Annotated in this window: 16 protein-coding genes; 15 read left to right on the forward strand and 1 reads right to left on the reverse strand. The window is 71.1% G+C overall.

Features of this window, described 5'->3' with window-relative positions:
• The first annotated feature begins 42 nt into the window (after positions 1–42).
• The 15 genes from GE300_RS16755 (at position 43) to GE300_RS16825 (ending at position 16,930) form a co-directional block, all read left to right on the forward strand.
• Positions 43–888 (forward strand): sugar phosphate isomerase/epimerase family protein, encoded by an 846-nt coding sequence (locus tag GE300_RS16755; protein WP_154448162.1) that lies wholly within the window; start codon positions 43–45, stop codon positions 886–888.
• A complete protein-coding gene (locus tag GE300_RS16760) occupies positions 878–1,423 on the forward strand; it encodes a DAK2 domain-containing protein (RefSeq protein ID WP_154448164.1) in 546 nt (181 codons plus the stop codon). The genes GE300_RS16755 and GE300_RS16760 overlap by 11 nt, the downstream gene beginning before the upstream one ends.
• The gene (locus tag GE300_RS16765) at positions 1,420–2,451 is read left to right on the forward strand and encodes a dihydroxyacetone kinase subunit DhaK (protein ID WP_154448166.1); all 1,032 of its coding nucleotides are present in this window, start codon (positions 1,420–1,422) and stop codon (positions 2,449–2,451) included. The genes GE300_RS16760 and GE300_RS16765 overlap by 4 nt, the downstream gene beginning before the upstream one ends.
• Positions 2,448–3,368, forward strand: coding sequence for a tagatose 1,6-diphosphate aldolase (locus GE300_RS16770; protein WP_154448168.1), 921 nt, complete (start codon positions 2,448–2,450; stop codon positions 3,366–3,368). The genes GE300_RS16765 and GE300_RS16770 overlap by 4 nt, the downstream gene beginning before the upstream one ends.
• A complete protein-coding gene (locus GE300_RS16775) occupies positions 3,365–4,834 on the forward strand; it encodes an aldehyde dehydrogenase family protein (protein WP_154448170.1) in 1,470 nt (489 codons plus the stop codon). The genes GE300_RS16770 and GE300_RS16775 overlap by 4 nt, the downstream gene beginning before the upstream one ends.
• Positions 4,835–4,884: 50 nt before the next feature.
• Positions 4,885–5,622, forward strand: coding sequence for a GntR family transcriptional regulator (locus GE300_RS16780; protein ID WP_233417120.1), 738 nt, complete (start codon positions 4,885–4,887; stop codon positions 5,620–5,622).
• Between the two features lie 14 nt (positions 5,623–5,636).
• Positions 5,637–7,064, forward strand: coding sequence for a hypothetical protein (locus GE300_RS16785; protein ID WP_154448174.1), 1,428 nt, complete (start codon positions 5,637–5,639; stop codon positions 7,062–7,064).
• 70 nt (positions 7,065–7,134) lie between these two features.
• A complete protein-coding gene (locus tag GE300_RS16790) occupies positions 7,135–8,178 on the forward strand; it encodes an ABC transporter ATP-binding protein (RefSeq protein WP_325063289.1) in 1,044 nt (347 codons plus the stop codon).
• Between the two features lie 53 nt (positions 8,179–8,231).
• Positions 8,232–9,581, forward strand: a complete 1,350-nt coding sequence (locus tag GE300_RS16795) for an ABC transporter substrate-binding protein (RefSeq protein ID WP_154448176.1) — start codon at positions 8,232–8,234, stop codon at positions 9,579–9,581.
• A 66-nt stretch (positions 9,582–9,647) separates the two neighbouring features.
• Complete coding sequence (locus GE300_RS16800) at positions 9,648–10,589, forward strand: ABC transporter permease (protein WP_233417121.1); 942 nt, start codon at positions 9,648–9,650, stop codon at positions 10,587–10,589.
• 1 nt (position 10,590) lies between these two features.
• On the forward strand, positions 10,591–11,451 hold the full coding sequence (locus GE300_RS16805; protein WP_233417122.1) for an ABC transporter permease: 861 nt from the start codon (positions 10,591–10,593) through the stop codon (positions 11,449–11,451).
• A 9-nt stretch (positions 11,452–11,460) separates the two neighbouring features.
• Positions 11,461–12,570, forward strand: a complete 1,110-nt coding sequence (locus GE300_RS23195) for a nucleoside hydrolase (protein ID WP_233417123.1) — start codon at positions 11,461–11,463, stop codon at positions 12,568–12,570.
• A gap of 123 nt (positions 12,571–12,693) precedes the next feature.
• Positions 12,694–13,458, forward strand: a complete 765-nt coding sequence (locus GE300_RS16815; RefSeq protein ID WP_154448178.1) for a 2-keto-4-pentenoate hydratase — start codon at positions 12,694–12,696, stop codon at positions 13,456–13,458.
• Between the two features lie 459 nt (positions 13,459–13,917).
• Complete coding sequence (gene araD / locus GE300_RS16820; protein ID WP_154448180.1) at positions 13,918–15,648, forward strand: L-arabinonate dehydratase; 1,731 nt, start codon at positions 13,918–13,920, stop codon at positions 15,646–15,648.
• 112 nt (positions 15,649–15,760) lie between these two features.
• Positions 15,761–16,930, forward strand: coding sequence for a BaiN/RdsA family NAD(P)/FAD-dependent oxidoreductase (locus GE300_RS16825; RefSeq protein WP_154448182.1), 1,170 nt, complete (start codon positions 15,761–15,763; stop codon positions 16,928–16,930).
• A 19-nt stretch (positions 16,931–16,949) separates the two neighbouring features.
• Here the strand turns inward: GE300_RS16825 and GE300_RS16830 are convergent, their stop codons facing one another.
• Positions 16,950–17,699 carry a sulfite exporter TauE/SafE family protein gene (locus tag GE300_RS16830; protein ID WP_154448184.1) on the reverse strand — a complete coding sequence of 250 codons (750 nt, stop codon included), beginning with the start codon at positions 17,697–17,699 and terminating at the stop codon, positions 16,950–16,952.
• Positions 17,700–17,759: the final 60 nt, after the last annotated feature.

Raw genomic sequence — 17,759 nt, forward strand, 5'->3', positions numbered from 1 at the left:
ATCTGCTCGCAGTGCGAGGGCCCGCCGTGAGAGGGAGAGCCGATGAAGTTCGGAATTCATGCCGGTCTGTGGATGGACAACTGGTCCGACGACCCGGCGCCGCTGTTCGACCGGGCCGCGCGCATCGGCTTTGACGGGGTCGAGCTGTCGTTGCTGGGCGTCGGCCCGGACCAGACCGCCCGCCTGCGCGCGGCGGCGAACGCGGCGGGGGTGGCGCTGACCTGCTCCACCGGCCTGGGCCCGGATGCCGATCCGTCCTCGGCCGATCCGGCGGCGCGCGCCCGGGCGCAAGAGACGCTGGCTCGCGCCATCGAGACCGTCGCCGCGCTGGGCGCCTCGGGGCTTGCCGGCGTGGTCGCCGCGCCCTGGGGCGTGTTCGACCCGGCCGCCAAGACCGACCGCGCCAGGCGCTCGGCCGAGACGCTGGGCCGGATGCAGGACCATCTGGCGCAGCACGGCGTGACGCTGGGGATCGAGGCGCTGAACCGCTTCGAGTCCGACCTGACCAGCACCGCCGCCGAAACCTGCGCCATCGCCCGCGCCAGCGGCGCGGCGAACGTCGGTGTGCTGCTGGACAGCTTCCACATGAACATCGAGGAAAAGGACCCGCCCGCGGCGTTGCGCGCGGCGGGCGATGCGCTGGTGCACTACCACGTCTCGGACAACGACCGGGGGGTGCCGGGCAGCGGGCGCTACGACTTCGCCGCCGATGCGCAGGCGCTGGCCGGCATCGGCTATCGCGGCTGGATCGTCGCCGAGATGTTCGTGCGCGCCGGCCGCCCGACCAGCGCCGATCTGAACATCTGGCGCGATATCGAGCCCGACGCGGACGCCGCGGCGGCGCAGGCGCTGGCCCACATGAAGACGGTGTTCGCGGATGTCGGCTGAACGGTTCTTCGTCGCGCTGCGCGACCGCATCGCGGCCGAGGCGGCGCGTCTGAACGCGCTGGATGCGGCGCTGGGCGACGGCGATCACGGCGCCACCATGCTGCGCGGGCTGACCCGCGCCGCCGCCGCCGAGGATGGCGCGCGGGCCAAGGCGTTCATGCGCGCCTCGGGCGGGGCCTCGGGCACGCTGTTCGGGCTGGTGCTGCACGAGATCGAGCAGCACCTGGACGGGGGCGCGGATCTGGGCGCCGGCCTGGCGCGGGCCGAGGCGCGGATCCGCGACCTGGGCCAGGTCAGGCCCGGCGACAAGAGCATGATCGACGCGCTTGCCCCCGCCGTCGCGGCGCTGCGCGGCGGCGATCTGCCGGCGGCCGTCGCGGCCGCCGAGGCGGGGCGCGACGCCACGGTGGCGCTCAGGGCCCGTCGCGGCCGGGCGCAATACGTCGAGGGCGCGGGCGCGGGGCATGTCGATCCCGGCGCGGTGTCGGTGGCGATGATGCTGGCGGTGCTGGCGCAGGTCGGGAGCGCGCGATGAAGAAGCTGTTCAACAGCGCCGAGGCGATGGTCGACGATATGATCGACGGCTTCGTCGCCGCCTATCCCCAGGTGATGCGCGGCAGGCTCGACGCGCGCGTCGTGGTCCGCCGCCGGGACTGCAAGGACCCGGACCGGAAGGTGACGCTGCTGATCGGCAACGGCGCCGGGCACGAGCCGATCGCCATGGGCTTCGTCGGCCGGGGGCTGCTGGATGCCAACGTGGTCGGCGACGTGTTCGCCGCGCCCTCGGCCGACCTGATCCTGGACGGGATCCGCGAGGTCACGGGCGCTGCCGGCTCGATCCTGCTGATCTCGCAGCATTCGGGCGACGTGATCAACGGCCGTGCCGCGACCATGCTGGCCGGGGAAGGCGGGATGAACGTGCTGCCGCTGCTGATGTACGACGACATCTCGGCCGCGCCGCCCGAACGGCGGCAGGACCGGCGCGGCGCCCCCGGCACGATATTCATCTACAAGATCCTCGGCGCCGCCGCCGAGGAGGGCATGGATCAGGCCGCGCTGATGCGTCTTGGCGAAGCGGTCCGCGACCGCACCGTGACGCTGGCCGCCGCGGTGTCGCCGGGGGTCTCGCCGCTGACCGGCCAGCCGATGTTCCGCCTGCCCGACGACGAGATCTACCTCGGCATGGGCGTGCATGGCGAGCCGGGGGTGGGCCGGGTCAAGACCGGTCCGGTGCGGGATCTGGTCGTCGAGATGGTCGAGCGCCTGCTGGCCGACCGCCCGATCGCGGCAGGCGGCCGCGCCGCGGTGATCGTCAACGGCATGGGCGGCACGACGCAGATGGAACTGCTGACCGTCTGGCGCGAGACCGCCGCCGAACTGCGGGCGCGCGGCATCACCCCGGTCGCGCCGATGGTCGGCACCTATGTCACCACGCAGGAGATGGGCGGCGTGTCGATCTCGCTGCTGGAGCCGGACGACGAGATGCTGCGCCTGTGGTGCGCGCCGTCCGACACCCCCGCGTTTCCCGCGATCCAGATGATCCCCGAGGATGACGACCGATGACCGAGATGCCTCTGACCCAGCGCCGCCCGATCCGCGGGGTGGCGGTCGACCAGGGCAGCGGACTCGGCGCCGCCCTGCGCGCGGCGCGCGGCGCGGCGGCGCAGGACGACGACCTGTTCCGGTTCAAGCAGCTGGTGGCGCGGACGATGAGCGCCGAGGCGACGACGGTGCTGGTCGACGCGCAGTACGGCCGCGACCTGCTGCCCGCGATCGCCGCCGGATGCGTGCCGATGCTGGCCTACGAGGCCGACGTCTACAAGATCTCGAACCAGGACCGGATCACCGTGCTGCCGGACGATCTGAAGATCGCCGACTATCCCGGTCTCGGCGTCGGGATGCTGAAGTTCTTCCTGTACTACGGCCCGGATGACGATGCGGCGATCAACGAGCGCAAGCACGCGCTGGTCCGCCGGATCGGCGCCGAGTGCCGCGAGCACGGCGTCGGCTTCCTGTTCGAGCCGATCGTCTACGACCGCGCAGTCCCCGACGGTGCCTCGGCGGCGTTCGCCGTGCGCAAGCCGGAGCTGGTCGAGCGCGCGACGCGGCGGTTCGCCGACCCCGCGTTCGACATCGACATCCTGAAGGTCGAGTTTCCGGTGAACCTGAATTTCGTCGAAGGCCAGGGCGAGCCGGCGATGAGCACCGCCGAGGCCGAGGCCGCCTTCGCCCGCGCGGCGGCGGCGGCGGGGGACATCCCGCTGCTCTATCTCAGCGCCGGCGTGACGTTCGCGCAGTTCGAGGCCGGGCTGAAGCTGGCGCGCGCCGCGGGCGTGGACATGGCCGGCTTCATGTGCGGCCGCGCGATCTGGAGCGATGCGGTGGCGGTCTTCGGCGCCGAGGGACCGGCCGCCGCCGAGCGCTGGATGGAAGCCGAGGGCCTGCACCGCCTGCGCAGACTGGCCGCGGCCCTGGCATGAAGACCATCCCGTTACTTCCTGAAGTTGCGGCTTTTCTTGGCAGTTGTCAGGGTCTGCGGATCGCGGATGCCCGCGTTGAGACCGATGCGCTGATCGACGTCGAGAACCCGTCGACCGGGGCACCCTTGGCGCAGGTTGCGGCCGCCGGTGCGGCCCATGTCGAGCAGGCGGTTTCCGCCGCGCGCGCCGCGCTTTCCGGTCCCTGGGCCGCGCTGACGCCGCATGACCGCGGGCAGCTGTTGTGGCGGTTGGCCGATGCGATCGAGGACCGCAAGGCGGTGTTCGGCCAGCTTGACGCGCTGGACAACGGCAAGCCCTTTGCCGTCGCGCGCGACGTCGACGCGGTCTGGTCCGCGCGGCATTTCCGCTATTTCGCCGGCTGGCCCAGCAAGATCGAGGGCGCGACGATCCCGGTCTCGACGCCCGGCCGTTTCAACTATACGCGGATCGAGCCGGTCGGCGTCTGCGGTCTGATCACGCCGTGGAACTACCCGACGCTGATGGTCGCCTGGAAGCTGGCCCCGGCGCTGGCCGCGGGCAATGCCGTGGTGCTGAAACCGGCCGAACAGACTCCGCTGAGCGCGCTCTACCTGGCCGATCTGGCACTGGAGATCGGCTTTCCGCCCGGGGTGCTGAACGTGATCCCCGGCCATGGCCCGGTCGCCGGCGCGGCGCTGGCGGCGCATCCCGGCGTCGACAAGGTGGGCTTCACCGGCTCGACCGAGACCGGGCGCCGGATCGTCGAGGCGTCGGCGGGCAACCTGAAGAAGGTTTCGCTGGAACTGGGCGGCAAGGCGGCGAACATCGTCTTCGACGATGCCGATCTGGACCGCGCGATCCCCGGCGCGTTCTGGGCGCTGTTCGGCAACAACGGCCAGTCCTGTACCGCCGGGGCGCGGCTTTACGTGCAACGTCCGATCCTCGACCGGGTGACCGAGGCACTGGCCGACATGGCGCTGGGCCTCAGCGTCGGGCCGGGGATGGAGGACGCCGCCCACGATCTGGGCCCGGTGATCTCGGCCCCGCAGATGGACAAGGTGCTGGGGTACGTCGACGGCGGTCTTGCCGACGGCGCGCGGGCGGTGGCGGGCGGCGCCCGGCGCGGCGAGACCGGCTATTTCGTGCAGCCGACCGTGCTGGCCGGGGTCCGCGACGACATGCGCATCGCCCGCGAGGAGATCTTCGGCCCGGTGCTGTGCGTGCTGCCCTTCGACGACGAGGACGAGGTGCTGGCGCGCGCCAACGACAGCGTCTACGGCCTGGCCGCCGGCTGCTGGACCCGCGATCTCGGCCGCGCGACCCGGATGGCGGCGGGGCTGCGGGCCGGCACGATCTGGACCAACTGCTGGGGCGACACCGACGCCGCCTCACCCTTCGGCGGCATGGGCCAGAGCGGCTACGGCCGCGAGATGGGGCGCGAGGCGCTGGGGCTTTACACCCAGACCAAGAGCATCTGGCAGGCGTGAGGGATGCGTGATTTGATGCAATCAATTGGATGCATCAGGAGGGGCGCCGGATGAACGTGCCGACCGTACCGAAATACCGCGCCGTGCACGACGAGCTGCTGCGGCGGCTGAAGGCGGGGATGTATTCGGTCGGCACCCGGCTGCCGTCCGAGGACGCGCTGGCGCAGTCCTTCGGCGTCAGCCGGGTGACCGCGCGCCGCGCGCTGGAGTTGCTGGTCGAGGCCGGCTACCTGGTGTCGCGTCAGGGCAGCGGCTATCTGGTCAACACGCTGTCCCCGCCCGAGACCACCTGCCTGACATCGTTCACAGACATGGTCCTGCGCGAGGGCCGCATCCCCGGCGCGCGGCTGATCGAGATCCGCGAGCGCGACGTCGCCCCGCCGGGAGAGGTCGCCGCGCTGTTCGACGAGCCGGTGGCGCTGATCCGGCGCCTGCGCACCGTCGACGGCGCGCCGACGCTGCTGGTCAGCACCTGGCTGCCCCGCCGGCTGGTGCCGGGGCTGGGGCCGCAGGACTTTCCCGAGCAGGGCCAGGACCAGTCGATTCTGCGGATCCTGGCGGACCGGTTCGACCTGCGCTGGGGCCGCGCCTGCGAGACCGTCGGCTCCTGCGCCGCGCCGCCCGACGCGGCACGGCTGCTGGGCATCGCGCCCGACACGCCGATCCTGTCGCAGGCCTGCACCGCGTTCGACGACGATCAGCGGCCGGTGTTCTTCGATCAGGTCTACCGGGTCGGGCCGATCACCTACAACCTTGTCGGTGCGCGGCGCGAAGCCGACCCGGTCTGAAAGGAGCCCCGCGGATGTCACTGGTCGTCGGCGTCATCAAGGCCTCTCTGCCCAGCTATTTCCCCGACCGGCACGGCGTGTTCGAGGCCGCGCTGGCCACGCTGGAGGCGCTTGCCGGCAAGCTCGGCGCCCGCGTGGTCGCGGCGCCGGGGGTGCCGACGAACGCGGCCGAGGCGCAGCGCGCGGTCGACCACTGCCGGGCCGCGGGGGCGGAGTTCCTGTTGCTGGTGCACGGCGGCTTCACCATGGGCGACGTCGCCCGGCAGGTCGCGCTGTCGGGGCTGCCGATGGGGGTCTGGGCGACGCCCGAGCCGACGCACGAGGGCGACATCCAGCTGAACAACTTCGTCTCGCTGAACATGAGCCTGTCGATCGCGCGCGGCGTGCGGGACCTGCGGCGTGCGCCGGTGCAGTGGTATTTCGGCGCGCCGGACGATGCTGCGCTGCGCGCCCGGCTGGGCCGCAGCCTGCGCGCGCTCTCGGCGCGCGCGGCGCTGCGCGCTGCGCGGATCGGCGTGGTCGGCGGGCTGGCGCCGACGTTCTACAACATGGAGGTGTCGGCGGACACGCTGAAGCGCGCCACCGGCGCCGAGCCGGTGCATGTCGACATGCACCGGCTGACCGCCGCGATGGCCGCCTGCGCCGACGACGCGGTCGCCCGCGAGAGCGCCGCGATGGCCGCGCGCGCCGCGGTGCGCGGCGTGTTGGACGCGCAGATGGCGCTGACCGCGCGCGCCGCGCTGGCGCTGCGCGGGATCGTCGCCGAGGAGGGCTTCGCCGGGCTGGCGGTCTCGGACTGGCCGGCGCTGCAGGCGGATCCTGGGATGCACCCGGGCGCCGCCTTCACCTGGCTGGAGGAGGTCGACAACCTGCCCCTGGCCTCGGAGGGCGACGTGCTGGGCACCGTCACCCAGATCGTCACGCGGGCGCTGACCGGGCGCGTCGGCAGCCTGCTGGACATGACCTCGCCGCAGCTCGACCGCGACCGGATCCTGATGTGGCACGGCGGCGGCGGGCCGCTGTACATGGCCGACGGCGCCGCGGCCTGGATCAACCATCCGATGATCGGGCGCGGCACGCCCGAGGGGCCGCGGTTCGGCGCGATCGCCGATTTCGTCTTTCCCGACGGTCCCTGCACGGTGCTGCGCGTGGCGCGCAGCGGCACCGCCGCGTTCGCCGTCGAGGGCGATGTCCGCGCGGGCGGAGAGACCGGTTTCGCCGGCTGTCGCGGCTGGGTGACGGGGTTCCGGTCCGACGCCGGCGCGCATTCGGCGGCCGATGTCGTCACCTCGGTCATGGAACACGGGCTGGAGCATCATTTCGTGCTGGTGCCGGGGGCATGGGGGGCGGATTTCCGGGAGTTCGCGGGCTGGATGGCGATGGCTCCGCTGAAGGTCGTGCCGGCGCACGACGGGCTGCCGGCGGGGGACGGTTCCGGTTGACAGCCCGGCGGAAGCGTGAGAATTTGTATCTACAAATTGAGCAATACAAATTGCTCGCAGGGAGGCCCGCGTGACCCAGGTGCAGCTCAAGGCCGTTCGCAAGCAGTTCGGCAACTTCGTCGCGATCGAGAACATCGATCTGGAGATCGCCTCGGGCGAGCTGGTGGCGCTGCTGGGCCCCTCGGGCTGCGGCAAAACCACCACCCTGCGGATGATCGCGGGGCTGGAGCAGCCGAGCAGCGGCGCGATCCTGTTCGACGGCCGCGACGTGTCCGAACAGCCGGTTCAGGACCGCAACGTCGGCATGGTGTTCCAGCGCTACGCGCTGTTCCCGCACATGACGGTCGAGAAGAACGTCGCCTTCGGCCCCAGCGTGCGCGGCGTGCCGCGCGCCGAGCTTGCCGCGCGGCTGGACGAGATCCTGGACGTCGTGCAGCTGAGCGATTTCCGCCACCGCTTTCCGGCGCAGCTGTCGGGCGGGCAGATGCAGCGCGTCGCCATCGCGCGCACGCTGATCACCAAGCCCTCGGTGCTGATGATGGACGAGCCGCTGGCGAACCTGGACACCAAGCTGCGCGGCGAGATGCGGCGCTTCATCCGCGATCTGCAGCAGCGGTTCGGGATCACCACGATCTTCGTGACCCACGACCAGGTCGAGGCGATGGAGCTGGCCGACCGCGTGGCGGTGATCTTCAACGGTCACCTGGCGCAGTACGACACGCCCGACCGGCTGTACCGTCAGCCGGCCAGCCTGGACGTGGCCGACTTCATGGGCGCGAGCAACATCGTGCCCGGCCTGCTGACATCCGACGACCTGGCGAAAACCGGCGTCGGCGAGATCCGCGTTGCGCCGCGCCGGACATTCTCGGCCGGGGACAAGGTGCAGGTGATGCTGCGCAGCGAGGCGATCGACCTGATGACCGAACAGCCCGCCACCGGCGGCGTGCCCGGCAAGATCGTCGCCCGCGACTTCTTCGGCGCCAGCGTCAGCTACAGCGTCGATTGCGGGGAACACCGGATCAACGTCAGCGAGCAGGCCCGCCGCCTGGTCGACGTCGGTGCGCCGGTCTGGCTGGACATCGCCCCCGAGCGGGTCTGGCTGCTGAGAAACTGATCGATACGACCTGACGGCCGTTGGCCGGTCCAACAACACCCAGGAGGAAAACCATGAACAGATCTGCCGCTTTCGCCAGCCTGATCGCGCTGGCCGCCGCCTCGGCCGTGCAGGCCGAAGATGCCGACAGCGCGGCGTTCCGCGACGCGTTCCTGTCGGGCGAGGCCGATTGGGCCGCCGTCGAGGCGCGGGCGCAGGAAGAGGGCACCGTCAACCTGTACTACTGGGGCGGCTCCGACCTGCTGAACGTGTGGATGGACCGCGTGGTCGCGCCGGCCCTGTCCGAGAAGGGGGTCGCGCTGAACCCGGTGCGGATCACCGGCACCAAGGATGCCGTCGACCTGGTGCTGGCCGAAAAGAACGCGGGCAAGGGCGTGGGCGAGGGCAGCGTCGACATGATCTGGCTGAACGGCGAGAACTTCGCCACGCTCAAGCGCCAGGACGCGCTGCTGGGCAGCTTCGCGCCGCTGCTGCCGAACGCCGCGAACCTGGAATGGAACCCGGACGACGAGCGCTCGCTGCTGAACCTGCGCGATTTCGGCGTCGAGACCGGCGGCGCCGAGGTGCCGTGGTCGGGCGAGCAGTACGTCTGCGCCTACAACGCCGACCGCGTCGCCGCCGAGGACGTGCCCGCGACCTTCGCGGACTTGCGCGCCTACCTCGAGGCGAACCCGGGCAAGTTCACCTATGTCAAGCCGCCGCATTATCTGGGCAACACCTTCGTCCAGCAGGCGATCTATGCCCACAACCCGGACGGCACCGGTGCCGAGCCGTTCCAGCAGTCGGTCGACCAGATCGAGGCCGGGGAACTTGCCCGCCTGATCGCGCCCGGTCTCGACTATCTGCGCGAGCTGGAGCCGCTGCTGCTGGACGCCGCCGGCGGCACCCCGCGCTATCCCGAGGACAATGCCGCGCTGGACGGGCTGTTCCTGAACGGCGAGGTGGACTTCAACTGCAAGTTCGGCCTCTACGCCGTGGCCACGGGGCTGTCGACCGGCACCTATCCCGAGGCGGCGCAGCAGTTCGTCTTCCCCGAGGGGACGATGATCAAGAACAAGAACTACCTGGCGATCCCGGCGAATGCGCCGAACCCGGCCGCGGCGCTGGTGCTGGCCGACTGGATGACCTCGGTCGAGGCGCAGGCGTCCAAGCTGCAGATGACCGGCATGCCCTCGGGCATCGACAGCTGGATGCTGGACGCGGCCGGCGCGCAGGCGATCGCCGACGCCTCGCCCGGGCTGGTCGGCGTGACCCAGGACGCGCTGGACGCCAACGCCGCGCCCGACACCAACGCCACCCTGGTCGACGTGATCGAGGCGACCTGGCTGGAGTACATCGAGCGCGACAGCACCGATCCGATCGAGGCGATCGTGGCCCGCGCCTACAAGAACCTGTCGAAGTAGTCGGCAGCGCGGCCGCCGCCCCTCCCTGCGGCGGCCGCACCCTTTTCCCGAACCGGAGACCCCCGGATGTCCGCTTCCTCGCCGGCAGTGCCCGACCCCGCCGACGCAGCACTGCGCGGCCCGAGCGCGCGCGAGCGCCGCGCGCGGGTCTGGCAGATGGTGCAGCTTGCCCCGATCATGGCCGTGCTGGTGCTGCTGTTCGGCGGCGCGCTGGTGCTGGCGGTGCTCCAGTCGCTGGGCTTCGCGCCGTGGTTCGGCGTCAACACCTTTCCCGACTTCGGCTATTTCGGCGCGCTCTGGGGCTCGTCGACGTTCTGGGTCTCGCTGGGGCTGACGCTGTACTACGCCACCGTCTCGACGGCGATCGCGCTGGTGTTCGGCGTGCTGCTGGCGCTGGCGCTGGTCAAGATCTTTCCGGGCAAGACCTTCTACAAGTACCTCTACAAGCTGCCGCTGATGATCCCCTATACCGTCGGCATCGCGCTGGCGGTGCTGATGCTGTCCAACGGCGGGATGCTGTCGCGGCTGGCCGCCTTTGCCGGCCTGATCGACGACCCGGCGCAGTTTCCGCAGATCCTGAAGACCCACTACGGCTGGGGCATCATCGCCGTCTATGTCTGGAAGCAGACGCCGTTCATCACCTTGGCGGTCTATGCCGTGCTGCTGGGCATCGGCCGCGAGACCGAGGAGGCCGCGGCGATCCTGGGCGCGAACCGGCGCACGATCTTCTTCCGGGTGACGCTGCCGCAGATCCTGCCCGGCGTGGTATCCTCGACGCTGATCTGCTTCGCCTTCAACGTCGGCGCCTTCGAGGCGCCGTTCATCCTGGGCGGCGGCTTTCCGGACACGCTGCCGGTGGTCGCCTGGCGCTATTTCAACGATGCGGACTACACGCTGCAGCTTCAGGGCATGGCGACGGTGGTCTCGATCGGGCTGGTCGCGGGGGTGATCCTGTTCGGCTACCTCGCCGCCTACCGCCGGTTCGAGCGCCGCATGGGGCGGAACTGACATGGCCACGAAATCCGATACCTCGCTGTCCAGCCGGCTGTCGCCGTTCCAGAGGTTCTACCTGATCGTCATCGCCGGGTTCATCCTGGGCCCGTTCATCCCGCTGCTGATTCAGAGCTTCGCGTTCCGCTGGGCCTGGCCCGACCTGCTGCCCGGCACCTGGTGGCTGGAGCAGCGCGGCAAGTCGATGATGCCGCTGGCCTGGGACTATGTGCTGTCGCCCTACAGCCGGGTGTGGGAGGCGACGGTGAACACCGTGGCGATCGGCCTGATCGTCACCGTGATCTGCCTCGCCATCTGCCTGCCTGCCGCCCGCGTGCTGGCGCGCGAGAAGTTCCGCGGCAAGAGCGCGTTCGAGTTCTTCCTGTCGCTGCCGCTGATCGTGCCCGAGGCCGCCATCGGCATCGCCCTGCTGATGATGTTCATCCGTCTTGGGCTGGCGGGCAGCTATGTCGGCATCATCGTCGCCCACCTGATCCCGACCATTCCATACATGGTCCGGATGCTGACCGCGGTCTACCAGGGCCTTGGCCGCGATTTCGAGGAACAGGCGATGATCCTGGGCGCCAGCCGCTGGCAGGTGCTGCGGCTGGTGACGCTGCCGATGCTGCTGCCCGGCGTGGTCGCCGGGGCGCTGTTCACCTTCTTGGTGTCGACCAACATCTTCCTGCTGACGTTCTTCCTGGGGCAGGGGCAGATCGTGACGCTGCCGACGCTGCTGTTCTCGAAGATCGCCGGCGGCACGCTCGATGCCTCGGCCGCCGGCATCACCCTGATCGTCACCCTGCCGGGGATCATCCTGCTGATCATCTCGGAACGCTTCATCAAGGAAGAGGCGTTCGGCAAGGGCTTCGGAAACTGAGGAGATTCCATGACCATCCCGCAAAGCGTTCTCGACCGGTTCCCGGACCTGGACGACGCCTTCGTCGAGGCCCGCCTTGGCCGCCCCGGCCCGTCGCCGCGGGTGATCATCGACACCGACACCGCGAACGAGATCGACGACCAGTACGCTCTGGCCTGGGCGCTGCTGTCGCCCGAGCGGCTGGAACTGGAGGGCGTCACGGCGGTGCCGTTCAGCTTCGCGCATCACCGCGACGAGCTGATCGAGTCCGTCGCGGCGCTGCGGACCGCCGCCGACAGCGGCGAGGCGAAGCGGTTCATGGGCGGGCTCGCCGGCTGGGCGCAGCGGCTGATCGACCAGGGCCGCCGCGCCGAGGACGTCAGCTTCGTCGGCCCCGAACAGGGCGCCGAGCTGTCCTACCAGGAGATCCTGCGCGTCTACGACAAGTGCGGCGTGGCCGCGGACGGGCAGGTGCACCGCGGCTCGCCCGGCTATTTGCACAGCCTCGACGCACCGCTCGACAGCCCCGCCGCGCGTTTCATCGTCGAGCGGGCGCGGGCCGCCGACGACCGGCCGCTCTATGTTCTCGCGATGGGCGCGCTGACCAACATCGCCTCGGCGCTGCTGATGGCGCCCGACATCGTCCGGAACATCGTCGTTGTCTGGACCTCGGGCTTCCCGTCCTACGCGCCGTTCAGCAACGCGCCGTCGCTGAACCTGGTGCAGGACCGGCTGGCCTCGCAGCTGCTGTTCGACTGCGGCGTGCCGCTGGTCTACCTGCCGGGCTACCACGTCGGCGCGCAGCTGAAACTGTCGCTGCCCGAGATGGAGCGCTTCGTGCGGGGCCGGGGCGCGATCGGCGCCTACCTGCACCATCTCTACACCCACAATCCGCTGCACGAGATGTTCGCCATCACCGGCGCCGAGACCAAGACCTGGGTGATCTGGGACGTGATCAACGTCGCCTGGCTGTTCGACGAAAGCCAGGTCTCGACGTTCATGACCCGCGCGCCGCTGCTGGACGACGGGCTGTGCTGGCAGCACCCGGCCGGCCGGCATCCGATGCTGGAGGCGTTCGATCTGAACCGCGACGCGATCTTCGAGGATCTCTACCGCGCGCTGGAGCGCGCCCCCGGCTAGCCGCGTCGCCGGCCGCCCGGTGCGGTCCGCCCGCGCGTTGTCAACCGCCCGGCCGGCCGGTAGACACGGGATCATTGCGCGACACGCGGGACCGCGGCGCGCCCCAGCGGATGGATGCAGCAGATGACCGAAGCCGTGACCGAAGCCGCGCGCACGCTTGCCGCGCGCCTGATCGACGCCCGCGAACGCGGGCAGCGCATTGCGCCGCAAGACCGGCCGGACGGGATCACCGAGGCGGACGCCTACCGGGTGCAGGCCCTGGTGGCCGAACGGTTCGGCCCGGTCGGCGGCTACAAGGTCGGCTGCACGCCCGGCAAGCCGCCGATCATGGCGCCTATCCATGCCCGGGACGTGCTGGCAGACGGCGCGCGGCTGGAGGTGCCGGGCGACGAGCCGATCGGCATCGAGCTGGAGATCGGCTTCCGGCTGGTCGCGCCGCTGCCGCCCGCGGACGCGCCGGGCCGCGCCGTACGGGCACGCGAATGCATCGAGGCGGTGCCGGTGATCGAGATCGTCCGCTCGCGCCTTTCGGCTCCGCAGCAGGCGGCGCCGCTGCTCAAGCTGGCGGACAACCAGATCAACGGCGGACTCGTTGTGGGAACGCCGGTCCGCGACTGGTCGGGGCTGGAGCTGGCGCGGCCCTCGGCGCGGCTGCGCCTCGGCGACGAGGTGGTGCTCGACGGCCGCGCCGAGGTGCCGGGCGGCGATGCGTTCGCCAACTTCCTGGCGCTGGCCGATCTGGTCGGCGGGCATTGCGGCGGCCTGACCCCTGGCCAGGTGGTGATCACCGGCTCGCTGAACGGCGTGCCCTGGGTGCGGGCGCCGCTCGCCGTCGCGGCCGAGATCGATGGTCTTGGCGCGGTGGCGCTGGAGCTGGTGCCGCGCTGATCGCAGGCGCGCCGTGCGCTTTGACGCGAAGCGCCGGCGGGACCGGCTGCAAGGGGGCCTCCGTCTCGTGCCGCCGGTGCGGGCAGATCCGCGCGATCGGGCGGGCGGCACAAGCACGTTGCTCCGCCTGATCTGCTAATATATCAGTTACCGTGCGATGCTGCCGGCGCGCGTGCGGCAGGCGGCGCGATGCGATGGCGTCCGCAGACGGCAAGGGAGAAGCATCTTGATAGTAGGGTGGGCGGCTGCCATTCGTCATGAAGCGGGCGACCGGATCCGGCCCGGTGATGATGGCCCCGTGGATCTTCGCCGCCCGATGTCCCGAGCCGGGGCCGGCCCGGTTGATCGCACCGGATCCCGCACCGGCCCGCGTCGCCATCGCCCCTGGCCGCGGCGCCACCGCGTGCCGGTCGCCCTGATCCTGAACCGGCAGATATTCCTGTTTGCGAGGCCCGACCCATGACCAAGAAATACCAAGACCTGCGTTCCGCCCGCTGGTTCGCCCCAGACGATCTGCGTTCGTTCGGCCACCGCAGCCGGGCGATGCAGATGGGCCTCGGCCCCGAGGACTGGGACGGCAAGCCGGTGATCGCGGTGATCAACACCTGGTCCGAGGCGCAGCCCTGCCACATGCACTTCCGCGACCGGGCCGAGTTCGTGAAGAAGGGCATCCTGCAGGCCGGCGGCATGCCGATGGAACTGCCGGCGCATTCGCTGTCCGAGCAGTTCCTGAAGCCGACCTCGATGCTGTACCGCAACATGGTGGCGATGGAGGTCGAGGAGCTGTTGCGCGCCCACCCCGTCGACGGCGCGGTGCTGATGGGCGGCTGCGACAAGTCCACCCCGGCGCTGGTGATGGGCGCGGTGTCTATGGGAATCCCGTTCATCTACCTGCCCGCCGGGCCGATGCTGCGCGGCAACTACGCCGGCAGGACGCTGGGCTCGGGCAGCGACGCGTTCAAGTTCTGGGACGAGCGCCGCGCCGGCACCATCGGCAAGGAGGAATGGCAGGGCATCGAGGGCGGCATCGCCCGCAGCTACGGCCACTGCATGACCATGGGCACGGCCTCGACCATGACCGCGATCGCCGAGGGCTTCGGGCTGTGCCTGCCCGGCGCCTCGTCGATCCCGGCGCCGGACGTCAACCACCAGCGCATGAGCGCCGCCTGCGGCCGCCGCATCGTCGACATGGTGTGGGAGGACCTGACCCCCGACAGGATCATCACCCCGGCCAGCACCCGCAACGCCACCGTGGTGGCGATGGCCACCGGCTGCTCGACCAACGCGATCATCCACCTGATCGCGATGGCGCGCCGCGCCGGTGTCGACTGGGGCCTGGACGATCTCGACCGGATCGGCCACGAGGTGCCGGTGCTGGCCAATATCCGTCCCTCGGGCAAGGAATACCTGATGGAGGATTTCTTCTACGCCGGCGGCCTGCGCGCGCTGATGAACGAGCTGGGCGACAAGCTGGACCTGTCCTGCCTGACGGTGACCGGCAAGCCGCTGGGCGAGGGACTGGCGGGCGCGAAGAACCACAACCCCGACGTGATCCGGCCGCTGTCGAACCCGGTCTACCACGAGGGCTCGCTGGCGGTGCTGCGCGGCAACCTCGCCCCCGACGGCGCGGTGATCAAGCCGGCCGCGTGCGATCCGAAGTTCCACCGGCACGCCGGACCCGCGATCGTCGCCGACAGCTATGCCGAGATGAAGAAGATCATCGACGATCCCGACTATCCGATGACCCCGGACCATGTGCTGGTGCTGCGCAACGCCGGGCCGCACGGCGGGCCGGGGATGCCGGAATGGGGCATGATCCCGATGCCCAAGGCGCTGCTGAAGGACGGCCACCGGGACATGGTGCGCCTCAGCGACGCGCGCATGTCCGGCACCTCGTTCGGGGCCTGCGTGCTGCACGTGGCGCCGGAATCCTTCGTCGGCGGCCCGCTGGCGCTGATCGAGAACGGCGACATCATCGAGCTGGACGTCGCCGCGCGGGCGCTGAACGTGCGCGTCGGCGACGACGAGCTGGCGCGCCGCCGCGCCGCCTGGACGCCGCCCGCGCCGCGCTACGAGCGCGGCTACGGCTGGATGTTCCTCAAGCACATCGAGCAGGCGGACAAGGGCTGCGACTTCGATTTCCTGCGCCACGAGTTCGGCGGCCCGACGCCCGAACCCGAGATCAACTGACCGGCGGCGGCCGGGCGGCGCGCCGCCCGATTGCGGCGCGCCGGACCGCGGGCTAGAACCCGGCCGCAAGGCCGGGGCGGTCCCGCGCCTGGACAGGGACCGGGCGGTGCGCATGAGCTACGACGCGATCATCCTCGGCGCCGGCGGCGCCGGGCTTCTGGCGGCCGCCACCGCCGGGGCGGCGGGCGCGCGCGTGCTGCTGCTGGACCACGCCGACAAGCCGGGCAAGAAGATCCTGATCTCGGGCGGCGGGCGCTGCAATTTCACCAACCTTGGCACGGCGGCCGAGTGCTTCCTGTCCGAGAACCCGCATTTCGCCAAGTCCGCGCTCAGCCGCTACTCGCAGTGGGATTTCCTGGCGCTGGTCGAGGCGCACGGCATCGTCTGGCACGAGAAGACCCTGGGCCAGCTGTTCTGCGACGGCTCGGCCCGGCAGATCGTGGCGATGCTGCTGGAGGAATGCCGCCGCGGCGGCGTCGAGATCCGCCTGTCCACCCCGGTCGGCGAGATCGGCCACGCCGACGGCCGCTTCCACGTCGCCGGCGCCGAGGCGCCGCAGCTGGTGATCGCGACCGGCGGGCCGTCGATCCCGAAGATGGGCGCGACCGGGCTGGCGTACCAGATCGCCCGGCGCTTCGGGCTCGACGTGGTGACGCCGCGCCCGGCGCTGGTGCCGTTCACCCTGGGCGAGGCGGACATGCTGTTCCGCACCATCTCGGGCGTGTCCTGCCCGTCGGTCGCGCGCGTCGGCGACGTCGCCTTCGAGGAGGCGACGCTGTTCACCCACAGGGGCCTGTCCGGGCCGGCGATCCTGCAGGTGTCGTCGTACTGGTCGCCGGGCCAGCCGGTGTCGCTGAACGTGCTGGCGGACGCCGCCGGCAAGCTGCGCGAGGCGCGGCGGCGGATGCCGCGCGCGCATCTGAAGGCGGCGCTGGCCGAGCACCTGCCGACCCGCCTGGCCGAGGCGCTGGCCAGCCGCATCGGCATCGCCCGCGAGCTGGGCAACGTGGCCGACGCCGAGCTGGACCGCGCCGCCGGGATCCTGTCCGCGCTGACCTTCCATCCGACCGGCACCGAGGGCTTCGCCAAGGCCGAGGTGACCGCCGGCGGCATCAGCACCGCCGGGCTGTCCTCGAAGACGATGGCGGCGCGGGCCGTGCCCGGGCTCTACGCCATCGGCGAGGCGGTCGACGTCACCGGCTGGCTGGGCGGCTACAACTTCCAGTGGGCGTGGTCGTCGGGCGTCGCCGCCGGCCGGGCGATCGCCGCGCGCCGCGGCTGAGCCCGCGACCGATCCGGCGCTACAGCGCGAAGAACAATACGGTCATCACCAGCCCGACCGCGGTGACGAAGGTGCGCAGCAGGTCGGTGCGGACGATCCGACGGCTCTGCCGGGCGCCGATGAAGCCGCCGAGCGCGCAGGCCGCCGACATCACCACCGCCTGCTCCCACGCGATCAGCCCGGCGGTGACGAAGGCGGCGGTCGAGACCACCGACAGCACCGCCGAGAGCGCGCTTTTCAGCCCGTTCATGCCGTGCAGGTTGACGAACCCGAGCAGGCCGAAGGTGGCGAGCAGCATGATCCCCAGACCACCGTTGAAATAGCCGCCATAGACCGACACGGCCAGGATCGCTGCCGCCGAGACCGCCGGCCCGGCCTGGCCCAGCCCGGCGCCGCGCGCCAGCCGCAGCAGCCGCGGCCCGGCGGCGAACAGGATCGTCGCCACCAGCAGCAGCCAGGGCACGATGCCGGTGAACGTCTCTCCGGGCGTCACGATCAGCAGCAGCGCGCCCAGCACGCTGCCCAGCGCCGAGACCACGACGATGGCGCGCAGCCCCAGGCTGCCCTCGGCGCGCATGTCGCCGCGGAACGCCCAGGCGCTGCTGAGGTAGCCGGGCAGCGCCGCCAGCGTCGCGGTCGCGTTGGCGCTGACCGGCGGCACGCCGACCCAGACCAGCGCCGGGAAGGTCAGGAAGGTGCCGCCGCCGGCGACGGCGTTCAGCAGCCCGGCCACCAGACCGGTCACGAGGAGCAACAGGATCTCGAACAACGGGGCACTCCATGCAGCCGGCGCGACGCTGCGCCTTTCATGCCCGTTCGGGCGCCGGTC

Source organism: Halovulum marinum, assembly GCF_009697225.1.
Classification (GTDB): Bacteria; Pseudomonadota; Alphaproteobacteria; order Rhodobacterales; family Rhodobacteraceae; genus Halovulum; species Halovulum marinum.